The organism is Microcoleus sp. S36a_B3 (assembly GCF_036700745.1).
In the GTDB taxonomy this organism is placed as follows: Bacteria; Cyanobacteriota; Cyanobacteriia; order Cyanobacteriales; family Microcoleaceae; genus Microcoleus.
The window spans coordinates 75,534-92,885 of the sequence record NZ_JAUBPN010000008.1; the positions used below are offsets into that span (position 1 = coordinate 75,534).

Annotated in this window: 20 protein-coding genes; 8 read left to right on the plus strand and 12 right to left on the minus strand. The window is 47.8% G+C overall.

The annotated features are described in order from the left end of the window. Positions 1 to 140 precede the first annotated feature (140 nt). A complete protein-coding gene (locus QUA01_RS11320; protein WP_333092461.1) occupies positions 141 to 890 on the plus strand; it encodes an SDR family oxidoreductase in 750 nt (249 codons plus the stop codon). A 163-nt stretch (positions 891 to 1,053) separates the two neighbouring features. After that, the gene (locus QUA01_RS11325; RefSeq protein WP_333092462.1) at positions 1,054 to 1,953 is read left to right on the plus strand and encodes a DNA/RNA non-specific endonuclease; all 900 of its coding nucleotides are present in this window, start codon (positions 1,054 to 1,056) and stop codon (positions 1,951 to 1,953) included. Between the two features lie 3 nt (positions 1,954 to 1,956). Here QUA01_RS11325 and QUA01_RS11330 read toward each other — a convergent pair whose 3' ends face one another. The 4 genes from QUA01_RS11330 to QUA01_RS11345 all read right to left on the minus strand — a co-directional run bounded on the left by QUA01_RS11330 (position 1,957) and on the right by QUA01_RS11345 (position 3,538). Continuing rightward, complete coding sequence (locus QUA01_RS11330) at positions 1,957 to 2,127, minus strand: LysM peptidoglycan-binding domain-containing protein (RefSeq protein WP_333092464.1); 171 nt, start codon at positions 2,125 to 2,127, stop codon at positions 1,957 to 1,959. Between the two features lie 80 nt (positions 2,128 to 2,207). Beyond that, positions 2,208 to 2,606: a nuclease A inhibitor family protein gene (locus QUA01_RS11335; protein ID WP_333092465.1), complete on the minus strand. Its 399-nt coding sequence runs from the start codon at positions 2,604 to 2,606 to the stop codon at positions 2,208 to 2,210. A 148-nt stretch (positions 2,607 to 2,754) separates the two neighbouring features. Beyond that, entirely contained in the window at positions 2,755 to 3,120 is a 366-nt protein-coding gene (locus QUA01_RS11340; RefSeq protein WP_333092466.1) for a DUF4087 domain-containing protein, read from the minus strand. Between the two features lie 220 nt (positions 3,121 to 3,340). Then, entirely contained in the window at positions 3,341 to 3,538 is a 198-nt protein-coding gene (locus QUA01_RS11345; RefSeq protein WP_333092467.1) for a ribbon-helix-helix domain-containing protein, read from the minus strand. Positions 3,539 to 3,693: 155 nt separating this feature from the next. On the opposite strand from QUA01_RS11345, the gene QUA01_RS11350 reads away from it, so the two are divergent. Next, positions 3,694 to 4,473 carry a hypothetical protein gene (locus QUA01_RS11350; RefSeq protein ID WP_333092468.1) on the plus strand — a complete coding sequence of 260 codons (780 nt, stop codon included), beginning with the start codon at positions 3,694 to 3,696 and terminating at the stop codon, positions 4,471 to 4,473. A gap of 64 nt (positions 4,474 to 4,537) precedes the next feature. Here the strand turns inward: QUA01_RS11350 and QUA01_RS11355 are convergent, their stop codons facing one another. The 5 genes from QUA01_RS11355 to QUA01_RS11375 form a co-directional block, all read right to left on the minus strand. Further along, on the minus strand, positions 4,538 to 4,900 hold the full coding sequence (locus QUA01_RS11355; protein WP_333092469.1) for a hypothetical protein: 363 nt from the start codon (positions 4,898 to 4,900) through the stop codon (positions 4,538 to 4,540). A 150-nt stretch (positions 4,901 to 5,050) separates the two neighbouring features. Beyond that, the gene (locus QUA01_RS11360) at positions 5,051 to 7,360 is read right to left on the minus strand and encodes an FUSC family protein (RefSeq protein ID WP_333092471.1); all 2,310 of its coding nucleotides are present in this window, start codon (positions 7,358 to 7,360) and stop codon (positions 5,051 to 5,053) included. A 186-nt stretch (positions 7,361 to 7,546) separates the two neighbouring features. Further along, the gene (locus QUA01_RS11365) at positions 7,547 to 8,029 is read right to left on the minus strand and encodes a GIY-YIG nuclease family protein (protein WP_333092472.1); all 483 of its coding nucleotides are present in this window, start codon (positions 8,027 to 8,029) and stop codon (positions 7,547 to 7,549) included. A 100-nt stretch (positions 8,030 to 8,129) separates the two neighbouring features. Further along, positions 8,130 to 9,107: a GntR family transcriptional regulator gene (locus tag QUA01_RS11370; protein ID WP_333092474.1), complete on the minus strand. Its 978-nt coding sequence runs from the start codon at positions 9,105 to 9,107 to the stop codon at positions 8,130 to 8,132. Between the two features lie 105 nt (positions 9,108 to 9,212). Beyond that, positions 9,213 to 9,560, minus strand: coding sequence for a hypothetical protein (locus tag QUA01_RS11375; RefSeq protein WP_333092476.1), 348 nt, complete (start codon positions 9,558 to 9,560; stop codon positions 9,213 to 9,215). Positions 9,561 to 9,752: 192 nt separating this feature from the next. On the opposite strand from QUA01_RS11375, the gene QUA01_RS11380 reads away from it, so the two are divergent. Then, positions 9,753 to 10,448 carry an iron-containing redox enzyme family protein gene (locus tag QUA01_RS11380; RefSeq protein WP_333092477.1) on the plus strand — a complete coding sequence of 232 codons (696 nt, stop codon included), beginning with the start codon at positions 9,753 to 9,755 and terminating at the stop codon, positions 10,446 to 10,448. Positions 10,449 to 10,488: 40 nt separating this feature from the next. Here QUA01_RS11380 and QUA01_RS11385 read toward each other — a convergent pair whose 3' ends face one another. Continuing rightward, positions 10,489 to 10,860 carry a helix-turn-helix domain-containing protein gene (locus QUA01_RS11385; RefSeq protein WP_333092478.1) on the minus strand — a complete coding sequence of 124 codons (372 nt, stop codon included), beginning with the start codon at positions 10,858 to 10,860 and terminating at the stop codon, positions 10,489 to 10,491. A gap of 169 nt (positions 10,861 to 11,029) precedes the next feature. Here QUA01_RS11385 and QUA01_RS11390 point away from each other — a divergent pair, with 169 nt between their 5' ends. Both QUA01_RS11390 and QUA01_RS11395 read left to right on the plus strand, forming a co-directional pair. Continuing rightward, entirely contained in the window at positions 11,030 to 14,785 is a 3,756-nt protein-coding gene (locus QUA01_RS11390) for a toprim domain-containing protein (RefSeq protein ID WP_333133151.1), read from the plus strand. A gap of 2 nt (positions 14,786 to 14,787) precedes the next feature. Beyond that, entirely contained in the window at positions 14,788 to 15,129 is a 342-nt protein-coding gene (locus QUA01_RS11395) for a hypothetical protein (protein WP_333093624.1), read from the plus strand. A gap of 59 nt (positions 15,130 to 15,188) precedes the next feature. Here the strand turns inward: QUA01_RS11395 and QUA01_RS11400 are convergent, their stop codons facing one another. Further along, entirely contained in the window at positions 15,189 to 15,440 is a 252-nt protein-coding gene (locus QUA01_RS11400; RefSeq protein WP_333093625.1) for a hypothetical protein, read from the minus strand. A gap of 106 nt (positions 15,441 to 15,546) precedes the next feature. Between QUA01_RS11400 and QUA01_RS11405 the strand changes: the two genes are divergently transcribed. After that, complete coding sequence (locus QUA01_RS11405; RefSeq protein ID WP_333133154.1) at positions 15,547 to 16,254, plus strand: hypothetical protein; 708 nt, start codon at positions 15,547 to 15,549, stop codon at positions 16,252 to 16,254. 414 nt (positions 16,255 to 16,668) lie between these two features. Further along, positions 16,669 to 16,803: a hypothetical protein gene (locus QUA01_RS11410; protein ID WP_333093589.1), complete on the plus strand. Its 135-nt coding sequence runs from the start codon at positions 16,669 to 16,671 to the stop codon at positions 16,801 to 16,803. A 143-nt stretch (positions 16,804 to 16,946) separates the two neighbouring features. Here QUA01_RS11410 and QUA01_RS11415 read toward each other — a convergent pair whose 3' ends face one another. Beyond that, positions 16,947 to 17,138 (minus strand): hypothetical protein, encoded by a 192-nt coding sequence (locus QUA01_RS11415; RefSeq protein WP_333093590.1) that lies wholly within the window; start codon positions 17,136 to 17,138, stop codon positions 16,947 to 16,949. Positions 17,139 to 17,352 lie beyond the last annotated feature (214 nt).

Here is a 17,352-nt window from a genome sequence, read left to right on the forward strand (position 1 = left end):
AGCGGCAGGGAAATTTGTACGTTCAGGTGAATAGCGGGTTTATAATCGAACAGCTCAAACCGTCATTTAGAATCAACCCCATCATCAACTCCCTCTCAATACATAAGTTTTACCCTCAATAACCGCAGGACTCATCCAAAATGCAAAAACTAGAAGGAAAAGTTGCTCTCGTTACGGGTGGCACCAGCGGCATTGGTCTTGCCACTGCCAAGCGCTTTGTTGCCGAAGGTGCGTATGTCTTCATCACAGGTCGTCGCCAAGCTGAACTGGATGCTGCTGTCCAAGCGATCGGTAAAAACGTCACAGGGGTTCAGAGCGATGTCTCCAATCTGGCAGACCTAGATCGCTTGTTTACCACTATTGAAGAAAAGCAAGGACATCTTGATGTAATCTTCGCCAATGCTGGCGGTGGAGAAATCGCCCCGCTCGGATCGATCACCGAAGAACACTTTGACAAAACGTTTAACACCAACGTTAAAGGTCTGCTGTTCACCGTGCAAAAGGCGCTGCCACTCTTACGCGAAGGCGCTTCTATCATCCTCAACGCCTCGACTGCTTCTACCGTAGGTACCCCAGCCTTCAGCGTTTACAGCGCAACCAAAGCAGCCGTGCGATCGTTTGCCCGCAATTGGACGCTTGACCTCAAAGAGCGCCAGGTTCGAGTGAACGCCATTAGTCCTGGCGTAGTTCCTACTCCTGGTTACAATCTCCTAGGACTGAACGACGAGCAAGTGCAGGAATTCGTGGACAGCCAAGCCGTCAACATTCCATTAGGGCGAGTCGGCACACCTGATGAGATTGCTAAGGCGGTTGTTTTTCTCGCTTCAGACGACAGCAGCTTTGTCAACGGCATCGAGCTGTTTGTCGATGGCGGTATGGCACAGATTTGAAGCGCTCTAAAAGTGGCCGCTAATCTTCCAAGCGCGCTACTTCTTTGAAAGGGCAAACGTACTAGAGATTTGCGAAGTTGTTTGGCTGTGGCTGCATTCTTGCGGTTAAGTGTCAGGCTGCTGATAAGCTTGGGATTGACGAAGAGAATAGGGGCAGCAGATAGTGCAGAAATTGTGGCAACGGGGGACGATCGCTCTGATTTTAGTAGGGATTCTTAGCGGCTGCAACTTGACTGAGCCATCGCCACCGTCTCGGCTTCCTCAAATTGGTCGCGAGAAACCGAGGGCTCAGCAACCCAAGCCAAGCACCAGAGAACCAATCAGCTCAGCCACCAACAACCGCAACTTGCTCCTGGGCAATCCCAGCAATGCAGCTTCCAGTGTTGCCAGCACCGACAACTACCTGCTGGTAAAGCCACAGTTTGTACTCTCCTACAACAGCAAAACTAAGACCGCCAATTGGGTATCGTGGCAACTGAACCGCTCTTGGATTGGAGCAGCCGACCGCCAAGACAACTTTCGCCCAGACGGTGCCCTACCGGATGCTTGGTACAAAGTCCGCCCCAACGATTACAGCGGAAGCGGCTACGATCGAGGACACGTTGCACCCAGCGCTGATCGCACCCGCAATGAACCCGACAACAGCAGCACTTTCCTGATGACCAACATGATGCCGCAAGTGCCAGAACTCAACAGGGGCGTGTGGGGTGACTTGGAGGAGTATTGCCGGGAATTGGTGCAGCAGGGCAAGGAGCTCTACATCGTTGCCGGGCCCGTAGGGAAGCTTGGCGCTATAGGTAAAAAGGAAAAGATTGCAGTGCCGGCAAAGACTTGGAAAGTTATTGTTGTATTAGACCGACAGGGGTTGGGAATGCGGGGAGTTGACGCAAACACCAGGACGATCGCCGTGATGATGCCAAACGATGCCAGTGTCAAAGGTTCGGGATGGAAAAGCTTTCGAGTTTCGGTAAAGCAAGTGGAGCGGGAGACGGGGCTGAATTTCTTGTCTAATGTGCCGCTCCAGGTTCAGCAAGTGATTGAGGGGAAAGTTGACAGCCAGTAAAGGCTATTTGTCAGGAATAGTTAATTGCTGTCCCGGTAAAATTAAATCGGGGTTATCTCCAATAACTTCTTGGTTTGCTAGATAAATCTGTTCCCATTCGTTGCCGTCGCCGTAGAATTGTTCGGCAATGCCGTAAAGCGTATCGCCTTCTTGGACTGTGTAAGATTGAGCCATACATTCCTCTAGGTTGATTAAAGCTGCTTAAGTTTCACTGTTTGCCCGAGCTTTTTTCTCTACCTTGAGGCTGAAAATTGTTAAGTCTCTACTACCTGAGTAGAAAGCCCCGCCCAATCGCCTGACTGAGGAACGCCGACGATGTAGACATCAATTTCAATGCTGCCCACTCGGTAAACCTGCAACTGGGATAGGTTCTGCTTTAGTACGCTCACCAAGTTCTGAAACCGCTGCACTGTTTCTCGTTCCTCTTCATCGTGCCAAGTTTCTTCTGCGGTGGCGATCGCAAAAAAGTCATCAACCGTCCGCTGTTCTACGGGAGCATCGGGTGGGTGTCCGGTAAGTTGCAAGAGTTTCGGCGGGGTGAGTTCTCCCTGTGCCGGCCAATGAATAACCTCAAAGGGAGCATCGGTTTCGCTGAGGAAGAGCAAACCCTGAGTAGCAGAAGAGAGTTGGGTGGTGATGGTGCTGTCGGTCATGGCGTAGGAGTTATGAGTTATGAGTTATGAGTTATGAGTTATGAGTTATGAGTTATGAGTTATGAGTTATGAGTTATGAGTTATGAGTTGGTTTCTGAAGTTGTCCAGATTCTACCAAACGAGCGGCATTGCTACCGATTTACTGGAACTAACGCATTGGGGGTACATTTGGATCTTCACGGCAAGTTGACAGCGGTAATGATTCACCGCCCCGAATTTCGCTAATTCTAGATCGAGCGCTATCTGTTACCACATTCATACAAGCACAACCATATCCATAATAGCCATTCGTTTTGACGTATTCTTTCTCGTTATAGGTAGGAAGATTATCCATTCCTTTCGCTTGATATCCCCCTTGCAGCGAGATAGTCCAACGACCATCTTTGTCTACTAGATACCAATTTGCAGGCGTGGGATTTATTAACCACCCGCACCTAGTTTCAACCGCTTTTGCAGGAAGGGCCACGATAAAAAGAGATGAAATAATAGCCGATATAACTAAGTTTTGTTTCATGATTTTACACTCATTTAGTTTTTATTCAATACACCAGGCGAGCTCCCGTCAATCCTACACGAAATTCCCCGCTGGGCAATCGATAGCCGTCAACTTCTAGTCCATCGAAAAACCGCACTGTCTAACACTCAACTCTGATGATTTCTTCCACGGTATCCCTCCCAACGAACTGTCAATTATCTTCTAGATTATTGGAAATAGAAAGCTGCAAAGCATTCCCTTAATCTCCCGCACTTTCCTGTTGTATTGCACTCACTTGCAACATCCCCCGCCCTATCCTTTCGAGTAACTCAGAACGCGAAATGTTTAGGGAATCTGCCATCGCATCTATGCCTTTGACCGCAGTTGGCGTAATGGAGACTGTAATGCGCGTCTTCATTTCGTTGTACTCCGTCAGCGGTTGCCCTTTTTTTCTCATTTTATTTAGTATGCCTTATTTATTCAACTTCTACTAACCAAGCTTTCAACAAGTATGACATACAATTATAGTATAATTTAAAAGCGAGCGCTTCTACCGACTGGACATCTGAGGAAGCGCTCGCTATACACCGTTTCGCAAAGGTGCAACCAAATATGCTAGCAGAAAGATCGACAATTTACTTGGGGAATATTCCCTTAGAGGTTTTCATGCTGCCCGACGGTCGGTACGTGCTGAGCCAGACTCAGTTAGCAGAGGCGATCGGGATTCCCAAAAACTGGTTAACTGAGTTAGAAAAGAAAAACCGTAAATGCTTAGAATATTTACAGGGCAAAGGTTTCACTGGATTAGAAAACCGCTCGTCAATCAAATTTAATGAAGAAGGCAACCGAGGTGTCAAAACAGCCAAAGCTTTGACAGTCGATAATGCTACTTTGATTTGGGGCTGGTTTGCTCGACAAGGTAATGAACTAGCGTTAGACATTCTAGAAGCGTGTGCTGCCGAATCGATCGAACGGCGTGCCGATAGCGCGTTTGGAGTACAGCGAGCAGAGGAAGACCGACAAGAGTTATTGAGGATTCGGCTAGAAGGCAAGCGCATCCGCCGTCGCCTTACCGATGCCATCAAAAGCTACATCGACCGCCATCCAGAATTATCAGAAAACAACCGTAAATGGCTCTACGTCAATGCCAGTCAGCGAGTAACTTTGGTAGTGTTCGGACGGAAAGCTAAGCGGTTAGCGGAAGACTTGGGCGTTCATCCAGATGATTTGAGGAATGCGCTCACTCCCGATGAATTAATCTTGCTGCAAGAAGTTGAGGATACGGCTATCCGACTTATTGACATTCAAGATGTCCATCCCGATGATGCCATTCAACAAACTGCTGAAAGGTTACTCATTCAGGTGCAATCAAGAGCTTTGAAGCTGAAGTAATGGTTTATTACAATGCCCCGGTTAAATACTGGGGCTTTCTTGTTTTTATAGCTATCGATCGCCTTTACTCTCCTTCAATTTCCATCTCCAACTGATACATCCTCAAGCTGGGATGTTCGCCAATCAATTGCCAGCAATATCCCTGAATGTTTGGGGTAGGTCGGGAACCTTGGCCATACAGGAATATCGGCTCGTTTCTCATCAACGCGGTAAATATCTCCCGTTCTCTGTCTTTGCCATCATCCCAGATGAGATGAGCTTTGGCGAAATACCCAACACCCATCAAACTGGCGAACAACCATTCCATCAGAGCTTGCTGCTGTTCGTCGGTGAGTGCGGGTTGACCGTAGGTGTCGATTGCGGGTAGCTGGGATTTGGGTTTGAGGGAAGCGATGAGGGCGCTAGCGAGGTTGAGGTACTTTTTCATTGGTCGGTGGAGATGCGTCTACTTCTTAGTATGCGATGGTGCAGGAACTCAAAGATAAAGCTTAATCTTAGAGGATGTTTTAAAAAGGTTGTTTGACCTCATAGTTGGTACAAAGAAGTATCCAAGCATGGCCCTTGGTAAAGTATTTGACTATTTAGTTGAACTCGTATCAACTGATGCTTGCAGGCGATCGATCGCACAATGCAGACATTTCATTTCATAGGCAATTCGATCCAGTTGTGTGGAAACGGGAGTTTGTTCGAGAACAGCTTGTCTCGTTGACGTTACAGAACTTGGATTTGTAGCCAACTCTGATATCCTAGTGAGATGTAATTGTTCAATATCGTTGTGAATGGCTTCGATATAAATATCTAGCTTCGGTAAAGCTAGAGGTGGGTGTCCCTGTTCCAGCGCGTTGGCTAAGTTCTCTAAAACTTGGACAATCGCATCGGTAAATCGCTGAAAATCTACAAATTGGTAGTCTCCGCTAAATTTACGTTGATGTTCTGCTAGGGTTGTGACTGAGCTGAAAAAGGCACGAATATAAAGTATTAGCATCGCGATCGGTTCGACTTCTCCTCGAACATGACGGGGTTCGCTGAATAATCTTTGAGCAGCAGCAGCAGCATTCGCATTCTCTAATGCCGCTTGATGACGCAGGTTTCTGATAGTTTCAGTCGAGCACTTTTGTTCTGGGTTGATGTAGCTAGCTGCAACCTGTTGAAAGTATGCGAGATTAGAGCGAATCGTTGTTGCTAGTTGTGCTGGAAGGTGCGATTGCTCCCAACTGGGGAATAACAAATAGCTGCCGAGTAATGCTAAAATTCCTCCAATTAAGCTATCGACAATGCGTAATACTCCAATCTCCCAGCCGCCTTTGCTCGTCACATTCAGTAGCAATATGATTGCGGGAGTGAGTAGTGTGATAAAGATGCCGTAGCTCAGCGTTCGCACCGACATAGCAGTGACTAAAAGTATGAGAAGGCAAACTAATATTGTCACTGGATTGTGGATAAGTATGATTAAAGTAATGCCAAAGATGCCCCCTAATGTAGTTCCAATCACCCGTTGCACAGTTGCCTGAGAAGTACCGCCAAAATTCGGCTTTAGGGCAACTACAGCAGTGAGTGTTACCCAATAGCCTGTGGGTACTTGCAATAGCAAAGCTACTAATTCGGCAGTTGTTACTATTAGCGCCAGCCGCAAAGCGTGACGAAAAATAACAGAATTAAACGTGAGATTGTTCCGCAGCGTGTCAATGATTGAAGAACGCTGTGGCTCTATCGGGGGATAAATGTTTAGCTGGGCGATGCTGCGTCTTTCTCCCCGTTGTAAATCTGCGGCAATTTCGGCATCGGCATGAATTTGTTCCGCTAGCGCTTTCAGACTAGCTACAATCTTGCCAAGACTCACTAAGTCACCATAGTCATCTGTCCGATCCACACTAGCTTGATTCAGGGTTTGAGAGTGTAGGACTTGCCACTGGTATTCTAGTGCCTCGATTGCCCGATCTATATCTCCCAAGCGAACAACATTCTTTCCTTTAGCAAGTGCATCTGACAAGATTTGCAGACCCGTTGCCGATGTTTCTAGCACTTGCTGAATTTCTCCGTGCAACTGCTGAACTAAGGGACGAGAGGAGGCGATAACTAACAGTTCCACCAGTGCTACAATAGAATTAGTAATTTGGTTGACATCCTCAATCAAGACGAGTAACTGATTGCCGCGCAAGTCAGCAGTTTCTCTGCCCGTCCACACAGCACCCCAAACACTCCGGGCAGAGGTCAAATCCTGTATTACGCTGTCTTGACCTTGTAAGAATTGCTCTCCCCACTTCTGACGCTCTGAGAGAGTTAAGGGTATCTCGCTTGCCATTCTCACAAATTTACTCAATGTCGCATAACAACTGCTGGCTGCCTCAATCGCAGGTGTATAAGGGCGTAACACCCACAATAAGAGAGATAACACCATCGCCCATAAAGCTCCAGCTAGGCACAGCGTACATTGCAGGAGAACAGTAGAGAAATCGGGGAACGAAGCGAATTTTGCTAGAGAGACGATAAACATAATTGATGTCACAAGGCTAACCGTCGCCGCGCTCGTGCCAAATAGACCAGCTAAGCCAGCTACGAACATCACCAAGAACGTTGTTGGAATAGCCAGCCACAGGGTACTACTAACCAGATTCGCCATTAGCAAGGCGACAGTAACGCCAACGGTTGCGGAGAGCATTACAGTTGCTTTTTGGCGATAGGCTCCACCCACATCGACCATGCCAACAAACATAGCTCCCATCACCGCGATCGCACTTGCAGCAGGATGACCTGTAAGGAAGCCAACTGCAATGGGCCCGCTCACTGCCAAAAGGGTACGCAAGCCGTAGATAATGTCAGGTTTACCGGGCAAGGGCTGAAACTGCTGCAACAGCCAGTTGAGAGATTGTCGATGCTCAGATGGCATTACTAAAATACCTGTTTAAATTAACTGTGATACGAGTAATGAGACACAAAAGTGGCGTTGCTGATTTACGGTAGAAAAGGCTAAATATGCCAGTCATAGAAACCAATATCGATCCATATTTTATTTCGAGATGGCTGATTGTTCCTATATGGTTAGCTACCTTTAACATACCAAATGCTAGCAGTTTCACTTCCCAAAGGGTTGTCCCCACCACTGCCAGCATTCTTTATTAAAAGGCGACTTCCACTTGTAGATAAGCTCGGACTCTAGTTGCAGCCGCTTTTTTCGATTAGCGGGCGCTCCGTACCAAAATGCTATGGCTACACTCACATCTAGGGAATAACGCCGATGCAGTTCGATGTAGTTGGCAATGTAACCGTGGCAATAGTGATTTGTCCAGCGTTGCTTGGGAGTGCGGTGAGTTTCTCCTACGTACAACAACAATGGAAGCGCGTTATCGATAACGAAGTAAAGGCAAGTACGGTCGCCCCAATCCGGTTTATCGCAGAATGAAAGGTTGTGCAGTTGTAGGGAAAAAGGGTCGAGGGAATCCGGGTCATAAGGATTCGGTGCTAACTCGAATAGCGTTCCTTGCTGCGGTGGTTCGGTAGCAGATTGTTGGTGTTCAAAGATGCGCTGTTTCCAAGAATGCAGGGCATCAGAATTCATCGTTAGTGGAGTCTGTCGAACCGCACCGTTTTGTTTAAATTCAGGGAAAAGTTCAAGTTGGTTCACAGGGTTATCAAATATTTAATTTAATCAACTAATGCTACGCCACTTTCTCCATTTCCACCGCTGCCAAACGGGCTTGGAGTACGAGTAAATTCACCGGGTCAATGCCGATGCTAAAAGTCATTAGTTTCAAAGTTTCGGGAAGATATTGACTTAACTCGCTCTCAACCAAGCTGGAACACACCACCAACTCAAATTCATTGAGCGCTTTACCTTTACTGCTTTGCACCCATTCTAGGGTGACAGCTTTTGATACTACATGATGCGCGTTATAGTCAATAATTTGCTTCATCGCTTCACTGCTGCTTTGTTCCGCGCATACAAACAATACCTTGGTGTTGCGGGGTAGCGATGAAATAGAACTCAATAGCTGCATCTCCGGCTTGATATCTATGCCGATTACTTCCTTATTGGGGTCTGCTATCTGAGCCACATCCCACAGGTTTTTGATGGTGGTTACTATTAAATCAGCGGACAATAGCTGTGACAAAGCTTGGGGTTCTTTAACTTCTAAGTGCGTCCAAGGAATCGATAACAAGGCTAATCCCGTTGCTGCTTGAAGGCTCGCACTGATATCGATACTGTCAGGGAAAAAGTTCACGAAAGCTACACTTAACTGATGCCGCTCTAAAAGTACGGCTTGAGCGTAAGCGGCTGCCGAAAACTCTGCTGGAGTTAACCCGTATTGCGATGCCGAACGGAAAGCTTGAGCGAGCAAGTCGTAAAAGTTTTTGCGGGCAACCATCTGTCTCACCAAGGGTGAATCCGCTATGACCGTTCTTTTACCTCTGTTGCCTTCAAGGTATCCCGAATGAATCAGGTCATTGTACACCAAGGCAACAGTAGTATGGTTCACTCCCAAATGCTTTGCTAATTGGATGATGGGCGGTAAAGGCTGATTCGGTTTGAGATGACCCCGTACAATCAATAACTTCATTTGTTGGGTGATTTGATGTGCAATAGTAATGGGTGCAGCAGTATCCACAACTATGGGCGGTAACACCGGGTTTGTCATACAACTTGGCATAATTGTTTTGATATTATTATTGATTCATAGCTGTCATTAAAAGCAACCACTACCAGACAGAATGCTAGAGCGGATATTCTGCAATCTTTTACACTAATTAACTTCAAACATCCACAACCTACCGGCGTAAAATCCATTAATCCATAGCGGTTTAGAATGGCGCTCTATGATGCGACCGTTCCTGAGTTGAACTTTTTCATTGATTTCTAGATTCGTTTGCTCGTAAATTTCCGTCATATCCTTGAGGAAAACTTGGGGATTATTAAATTGCTCCGAAACAAATTCTAATGCCAGTTTGTCCGATAACGACCTGACAATAACTTCAGGCAGATTCCAAATTCTCAACAAATTCGGAGTGACCCCTATCATTTGTCGGTGGCTGTTGACCAGCAAAATGCCAGCATTCTCTAGGGTTTTCGGTTTTTCTGAAATTGACAGCATCAGAAATTCTCAACTAACTAATCCGTACTTGCTACGCCCCATCCTTACAAGCCCTGGGTCTAGTTACGACATCCTATCACACCTCCAACACGGATTTACCGCAGATATACTGATTGACTTGCACTATAATACTAACGTATTATGCCAAATACGCATTTGATTGCAATAATCTGTTCGTAGGGGATTCCAACAATGAAGTGGCTGTTAGATTTGGGAGCGCAATACCGCCAGAACCTGCTTTCTGGGTCTTTTTACACGCAACTAGCCTCATCCCAGCATCCCGATGATGTTCGGGGCTGGGTCAGGCAACTTTACTATCAATCCAGCGATTTTACGGCAGCGTTAGCCCTGCGCTATGCCACCTGCCGCGACTTTCGCTACCAAGGGTGTTTCGCTCACCACGCTACGGAAGAGGTAGACCACGCATCGCTGCTGTTGGATTGGATGCACAAACACGAGTTTTTGCAAAATGGAGAAAACCCAAATTCCATAGCTCCGACCCTGGAAACACAATCGGTTAGCGCTTATTGCTTTCGTTCAGTGTTGCGGGAATCCTACGCGCATCAAGTCATCGCCATGAATTTGATTTCAGAGGGCGTGAGTTACGATTTCTTCTCGGCGGTGATTCCCGTGTTTGCTCGAATCAATCTCAGAACTAACCGCTATTGGGTTGTTCACCGTGAAATTGACCTAGACCACCTGGCAATGGGTATCGACCTTATCCCCCAATGCGAGGCTGATTCGGAGCTAGGGAAAGAATACAGCCGCATTGCTTATGAAACTGCGATGCTGTACGGGCGGATGCTGGATTCTTGGTGTGTTTCCAACGCAGGTAAGAAAGAACTTTCCCTTGCTGAACTGGTTGCTGCCAGATCGCTGGTGCAGTAGTCAGGCGGTCGCATCACCGATCGCTCCGTGCGTCCATCCGTCACTTAGACTTCAGAGCAACAGAAGACTTGGCGCTCTTAGAAAAGTCGCTTTCAGCGGTATTTTTGCGAAACATTCGCTTACCAATTTGCCCGAACGCTTCTTCGAGTTCCTCCTCGTCCGCTATCTCTATCAGCGTTTTTAGGTCGCTGCCGATGGACTGACTCATCAACAAACAGCAAAAGTAGCGCATCGCACCAGGATGGATTCTCTCCATTGCCTCCAGCGCGGCCGAAGCTTTCGCAGTTACCACATCCGCTTTGCCGTTCCGGTACTCGCTCCAATGCTGCTGCGATATCCCTGACTCCTCTGCCAGGCGCGTTCCCTTGATTCGGTAATAATCCTGAGTCTTGCTTAGCGCTTCTCTAATCATTAATCTTTGTTAAGTTAACAAACGGTACTTTATGATTTAGTATATACTTCGCGTAAGCACGAAGGTAATGGATTTAGAGGCTATCAGCTAAGATAGCACGCCGAACAAAAAAACAACCCGTAGCACTGTTAATACGCCGGGTCAATTTAATTCAAATAAGGACTCCATCATGACAGATTCTTCCGAAATTAGCAACACTTGCGCCAAAGAATTCAATTTATTGAGGTTTTGGGAGCAGGAGGTGCTGCCCCGACTCACGGCAGACTTGGTGTACGACCATCCATCGCACTCATTCCAGCGGAGCGCCCAGAAGTGGCGGGGAGGCAGCCCGTTCCGCAAAAGCAAGTCGGGAACTTCGTTTGCGGTGTGGCCCGATACTTTACGCTTTTACGATGCGGGATGCGAGTTTGCCGGCGACCCCATCGCTTATGTCCACAGTATTAAGGTGAATCGCTGGGAACATCCCAAGGGCATTGATTGGGTAGAAGCGTTACGGGAAATAGCTTTGAAAGTCGGTGTAGCTCTGCCAGAGAGGGAACTCAATTCGCGGGAAATTGAAGTAGCAGCGAAATGGGAAGCGCGCCGGGGGATATTGGCAGCGGTGTACGCTCAATGTCGGGATTGGCTGTGGAGTGAAGAAGGAACCAGCGCCCTCAACCATCTGATTGCAGAGAGAGGTATGAGTCGAGAAGCGATCGCCGAGTTGGGGTTGGGCTATTACCACAGCAAGGATGAAGTTGCAGCAACACTTAAAGAGCACAAGCACAACTTAGAGATAGCTGAAGAAGCGGGCGTGTTGACTCGCAAGTGGGAGGGATACGTTACTTTTCCCTGGCACACGGCATTGGGTCAACCGCTTACTGTGTACGGTCACTGTCCGATAAAACCTTTACCCCTCAAAAAGCATCATCGGGGGTGGAAGGGCGAGAGGGATGCAGCTTACCGAGCTTGGGGGAAACTCTCGGAAGCTCAGAAACTAGAGCAACCTTGGCTGGAACCGACCGTGCCTAAGAAGTACGCTTGCTGGAATCCCAAGGATGAGGAGGGGGCGTGGTTGGCAACGAAGGAATCGCCGCTTTACTTTGATAGAGCAATCGCTGCGGGTCACAAAGAAGTAGTGGTGGTCGAAGGCGTTACCGATGCAGCGGTGGCTCAAGCTTTGGGAGATACCAGAGTTGTGGCTTGTGTCGCTGCTAGTTTGTCGGGAGAGCAGGTGCAATCACTACGGCGTTCGGGTATCGAGAGAGCGGTGATTTGCCTCGACCCGGATAGCGCTGGAGATAAGGGGATTGAAAGCTGCATCAAATCTTTGATGTTGGCGGGCATCGTTCCTTACGTAGCTCCCCGATTGCCTGTGGGTGAAGATGGCGATGGCGACCCGGACAAGTTCATTCTCAGAAACGGCATCGATGCTTGGTTGGAACATACCGACTTGGAGAAAGCCCAGCACGGGTTGAGGTGGAAAGCCCGACAAATAGCAGCTAGCTCTGGGGGTGACACCGATGCGGACAAGCAAGCAGTGCTCCTAGAAGCGACTAAATGGGCAACCCATATCAAGGATGCAGCAGCGCTCAACATATTCTATTGGCCGACTGTTGGTGAAGCGTTGGGTAGTTCACCGCCACCATGGTTAGTGGAATTCGGCAAGGAATTGGATGCGGGCAATCAAGACCATTCAGAGCAAGTAACCAAGTGTCCAGACCGCAAGCGAGATGCGTTTTACCGCAGTCTGTGTGAAAAGTTGGGTCTGGACTTTAATTACTACACCAGGGGACGAACGTTTGATGACTTTACGGTAAGGAAGGTATTCGGAACGCATTACAAAGCGATCAACAGCGCCATGTATCAATACACCGGGGCGGGGTGGTGGCAGCGACAGGATGAGAAACGGTGCGAACACGCGATTGCAGCAGTCAGCGAAAAGGTATTCAAACTCCGACAAATAAACAAGTGGGAATGGGAGGAAACGTTTCCCTTTTCTAGTGAAAGCTGCACCAACTCCGCATTCAAGTACGCCATGAAGCGCCTGTACATAGAACCTCCACAACACAGGCACTTTAGAGCTTTTCAGAACGGCACTGTGGATATGAGAACGGGGGAACTCCTGCCCCACGACCCCACTCGCTACCTCACTTCTGCCATTGAATCGGATTACGTTCCCAATCGCCCCTGCCCCCAAGTTTTCCTAGATTTCATCACTTCTGCTTTTGGTGAAGACCAATTGGATGCGGTGAGAGCCTACACTTCCATGCTGATTGACCCTACCGCACCCTACGGCAAGTTTATTCACATCATCGGGCCTTCGGGTTCGGGTAAAGGAACTCTACTCAGGCTCTGGGGTGAAATCTTTGGCTTGGAGGATTCGCATTCAGGTGATTTTACAGAGTTAGCAAATCCAGAATCGCGCCACCAACACCTAACCGGTAAATCTTTGTACACCATCCCCGACACCGGGGGTTACATCACGGGGATTCGTCCGTTTTATGAATTAGTGGACAACGGTAAACTTTCGGGTCGCAGCCTTTATTCATCCTGCGGCTACACCAAAGAATGGAACTGCCGCTTTGTTGCAGCTTCCGTTGACCACCTGCAAATTGAGAATGCGGGTGATGGTTGGGATAGACGCTGTTTGCCATTGCTGTCGAAAGGGCGGGAAGGATTGGAAGACCCCTACTTGCGCCACAAACTTTCTGCCGTCAAAGCGGATATCGTATCCTGGGCGCTGGCAATGCCCCGAAGCGAACGCGATGCCCTGCTGCTACAACCTTCCAAGAACAGTCGCATCCGCCTTGCCAAACTCGATGCCGCTACCTACGGCGACCCAGTACGCAGCTTCATAGATTTGTGCTTCCGACCTACTGAAAGTGTTTCCCAAATCCAAAACCACGAACTCCACAGTTGGTTTATCGCTTACTGCAAAGCGCACGGTTACTCGGACAACCGAGGTATGAGCAAGTTCATAGCCCACCTCAAAACAGTAATCCCCCAACACCACGTACCCAGGCATCGCAAAGATGGCGAGTTACAACCCGCTCACTGGACACGCATCACCCTATTAGCCGGTGTCATGGTCGATGTTTCACTCGCTGAGGATGCTTCTAACGGCTACCAGGGTAAACCAAACCACCAACCCCCTGAACCAGAGTGGCGGTGTGCCAAATTCCTTTGCTCTGAAGGTGGTTTATTAGCTTTTGAAGAATGGAGTGAACAACAAAAGAGGGAGCCTCTTACACCTGATTTTTATCAACAAGGCGATCGGGGCGATTTGGATACTGCTTCCCTAACAAATGAAAGGGTGGGGGATGTTCCGAATCTACAAGACACCCCCCCTCAGAAAAGAGGTGAGGAGTTGCCGTCTACCCCGCTCGCCCCCGCTCGCCCAGATAGATCGCTCAGTATCGGCGAATGGGTATTCCAGCTTTCCGAAGCAGCCAACCAGCACAGCACAACCTATGAAGCGGTGAAGGAATTGGGCGTACCGAACCACCAGCGCCCTGAAATCTTTGCTGCACTGACACCGGGAGTGAAAGAGCGACTCAAAGGATTGAGGGAAGAGTTCGAGAGGCGAATTCCTCAAGATATCGAGAAGTGGAAAGAGGCGATCGCAGCTTGGTCGGCTTTGGATGCAGGTGCTCTCAACGCTCAGTGGCAGCAGTTCGATCTGTGGAGCCAGTGCTTGTCGGGTATCGGTAACTGGGTTGAAAGAATCAATGAAGCGGGATTATTTGACTTAGGAGCATCGGTGTACGCCCGATCGCTTGAATTAGCTAGCGAGAAATCTGAGGCGCTTGGGGATTTGGCAGTAACAAATACCGAGCTAGAAATCACCAATCCCGAACCCAAGCAGCTCAATTTATTACCAGATGTTCAACCGCATTCAGAGCATCACAACAGATTTTCACCCAAGTCGGAGGATTGGTTTTAATCATGAACAAACAATGCCCGAATTGTCGTTCACCTGAAATCTATCGCCGTCATCCCCAGAGTTTAGAAGTTTGCTGCGACAACTGCAATCATCAATGGCAAGCAAAGCAAGTTTTGGCTCCAATTCTTCGGGATAAGTTCTGGCTCAGTACGCCATTGAAAGGCTGGCACTATGTCGAAGTGTGGCGCTCGCCAACTAACTCCCAAAAGTTCGCTTATCGGTTGGCTTACAGCGCTTCCCTCTTCGGTGAGTTAAAGGGCGAATTTGATACGCCAGACTTAGCCTTAGAAGCGGGAATTCAGGATGCTAAGGGATTACTAACACCCGTTAACTCACCAATTTAAGAAGCCCAATTGTGACTCCGAAAAAGGAGAAGCGAAGATGATGCGAACGCTTTCACTATTCAGCGGCATCGGCGGTTTTGAGCTAGCATCCACCGCCCTAAATTGTTGCACAGTCGAACACTTTGTAGAAATCGATGAGGACGGCTCAATATGTACTCCGACATTACTACTTCCGCATTCCCATCCACGGCTACATCCAAACTTTGTACGCTTCCCCAAGCCCAACCAAAGGTTGAATCAAAGCCAGATACACCTTTACTCCAACCTTCTTCCCCGAACAAGCTTACATTACCCTCAAACAAGTGCAGCACCTCACCCAAGCTTTCGGAATCATCGATTCAGAATACTTCTGAATTTACACTGTCAGGGTTGGGTATTAGCTTCGGGAAAACGCTGCCGTACCTTCCCCATAAAACAGTGACCCGTCGCACTTGGAAAGACAACCACGCCCAAAAGTTCATCAACGCTTTCCACCACAATAAGTTAGTTAAAGCTTTAGATCGGGATATCCGTTACGGAGGCAAGCAAATTGGTTGGTGTCGCTTACTTTGCGCTCCCTACAAAGAACAACTTGCAGCTATGCCAGAGGTAGATTTGCAGGCTGAAGGAGGAATGTGCGATTCCATCAAAGAGTTCGTTCAGCGCTACTTTCAAGGCAACTCCAGCCTCGAAGTGTGGGTGATTCGCTTTGAATTTATTGCCACAGGTGAACCAGTACAAATCCCGACTGCTGCGATGCTTGGTGTATACTCTGACTCGGTAAGTAAAGCTGATAGCCATTCTGTTGTTACTTCGTTAACTCAGAGTATACACCAAACTACATTATTAAGTAGCAGTGTATGTGATAACTCTGTAAGTACGACTGATAGCAACTTTCCCATTACTTTAGCAACGGATAGTATACACCAAACGCTTACACTTCAGGGAGGCAGCGGGTTGGTGTACAGCTTTTGGAAGGGTGAAAGCATAGTAAACCATTATCGCTACAAAGTTAAAACCAATGGCAAGTGGCAGGTGAAGAGTATCTACATTCCTGTGGGTAAATTACCTAAAGTGAGAAAAGCCATAGCCAACAAATTAGGAGTAGCTGCGATAGTAACTGAGGTGTTGGGCAAACAATTGTGATTGATTGTTTCCTTTTTTTCACACCTTGCGGTAGCTTTTTCTTGGGACTCTCTTAGCTCTTTGATGGCTCTACAATTCATTCAACATCAATCCGCATCACTAGATTCGTTTATGTAGAGTCCATTCCTGCATCCCATCACACTCACACTAATCAAGGGTCTAACCCCTCATTTTTAGTGACAGGGCGATCGGGGCATTGTGGGGGGTCTCACCCTTGATTTTACCTTGATCGGCTAACATACCACGCTAAATCAATACTTTGAGGATTATCTAAGGCGATCAGGGTACATCGTAGGGTGTCACCCCTCATTATGCCCTGATCGGCATAAACCTAACGTAAAATCAAGGGTTTGAGGGTGACGATCAGGGCGATCAGGGCGATCAGGGTACTACTCCCTAAAAAAATAAAGGGGTATGGGTAGTTTCTCACAACAACAGACACCCCTTAATAAAAAAGGTGAGGAGTTAGCGATCGCCCTGATCGCCCCGATCGCTTTTACCCAAACCCATATAACACAAGGAATTGAGAAGGCGATCAAGGCATCGTAAGGGGTGATACCCTCTAATTCACCTCGATCGCCTTTACAACTGAGATGCTCAAATTCAAACGCAGCATATAAATCCCCTAGCGCTGTAGTTAGGGTCTAACCGCTTGTTCTATCCCCATCGGTTGAGCTTGAATGTGTGGGTAGTCAAGCTGGGATGAGGTAAAGCCACAACGAGAACAGCTTGACGTGCGGTGGCTTAGTAGAGGATTTAGGCATCGTTACTTTTAAAGGCAAGGGAAATCTCGAAGTGCGGGTGACTTGCCTGGAATGGTTGACAGCAGGAATGTGGGGTATTTGCTGTGCTGCGATGAATAAAATTAATAGCAACTCTTTCATTACTTGGCAAACAAGCAGTATACACCAAACTCTATCAAAAGCTTTGGTGTATACTAGAGCGCTCACATAAAAACTAATAGCAACTTCCGCTTACTTGACCAAATGTGAGGATACGCCACGCTCCATTGTCAAGCGTTGGTGTATACTGTTGTTCACTCAATCAAACTAACAGTAACTGTTTTATTACTTAATGAACAAACGAGTATACACCAAG

Bases quoted from the DNA above. Each gene is read 5' to 3' on its own strand.
- QUA01_RS11395 (WP_333093624.1), top strand. From the start codon at position 14,788: ATGAACAAACAATGCCCGAATTGTCGTTCACCTGAAATCTATCGCCGT.
- QUA01_RS11350 (WP_333092468.1), top strand. From the start codon at position 3,694: ATGCTAGCAGAAAGATCGACAATTTACTTGGGGAATATTCCCTTAGAG.
- QUA01_RS11375 (WP_333092476.1), bottom strand. From the start codon at position 9,560: ATGCTGTCAATTTCAGAAAAACCGAAAACCCTAGAGAATGCTGGCATT.
- QUA01_RS11320 (WP_333092461.1), top strand. From the start codon at position 141: ATGCAAAAACTAGAAGGAAAAGTTGCTCTCGTTACGGGTGGCACCAGC.
- QUA01_RS11415 (WP_333093590.1), bottom strand. From the start codon at position 17,138: ATGAAAGAGTTGCTATTAATTTTATTCATCGCAGCACAGCAAATACCC.
- QUA01_RS11410 (WP_333093589.1), top strand. From the start codon at position 16,669: ATGGGTAGTTTCTCACAACAACAGACACCCCTTAATAAAAAAGGTGAG.
- QUA01_RS11355 (WP_333092469.1), bottom strand. From the start codon at position 4,900: ATGAAAAAGTACCTCAACCTCGCTAGCGCCCTCATCGCTTCCCTCAAA.
- QUA01_RS11330 (WP_333092464.1), bottom strand. From the start codon at position 2,127: ATGGCTCAATCTTACACAGTCCAAGAAGGCGATACGCTTTACGGCATT.
- QUA01_RS11340 (WP_333092466.1), bottom strand. From the start codon at position 3,120: ATGAAACAAAACTTAGTTATATCGGCTATTATTTCATCTCTTTTTATC.
- QUA01_RS11370 (WP_333092474.1), bottom strand. From the start codon at position 9,107: ATGACAAACCCGGTGTTACCGCCCATAGTTGTGGATACTGCTGCACCC.
- QUA01_RS11365 (WP_333092472.1), bottom strand. From the start codon at position 8,029: ATGAATTCTGATGCCCTGCATTCTTGGAAACAGCGCATCTTTGAACAC.
- QUA01_RS11390 (WP_333133151.1), top strand. From the start codon at position 11,030: ATGACAGATTCTTCCGAAATTAGCAACACTTGCGCCAAAGAATTCAAT.
- QUA01_RS11360 (WP_333092471.1), bottom strand. From the start codon at position 7,360: ATGCCATCTGAGCATCGACAATCTCTCAACTGGCTGTTGCAGCAGTTT.
- QUA01_RS11345 (WP_333092467.1), bottom strand. From the start codon at position 3,538: ATGAGAAAAAAAGGGCAACCGCTGACGGAGTACAACGAAATGAAGACG.
- QUA01_RS11380 (WP_333092477.1), top strand. From the start codon at position 9,753: ATGAAGTGGCTGTTAGATTTGGGAGCGCAATACCGCCAGAACCTGCTT.
- QUA01_RS11385 (WP_333092478.1), bottom strand. From the start codon at position 10,860: ATGATTAGAGAAGCGCTAAGCAAGACTCAGGATTATTACCGAATCAAG.
- QUA01_RS11335 (WP_333092465.1), bottom strand. From the start codon at position 2,606: ATGACCGACAGCACCATCACCACCCAACTCTCTTCTGCTACTCAGGGT.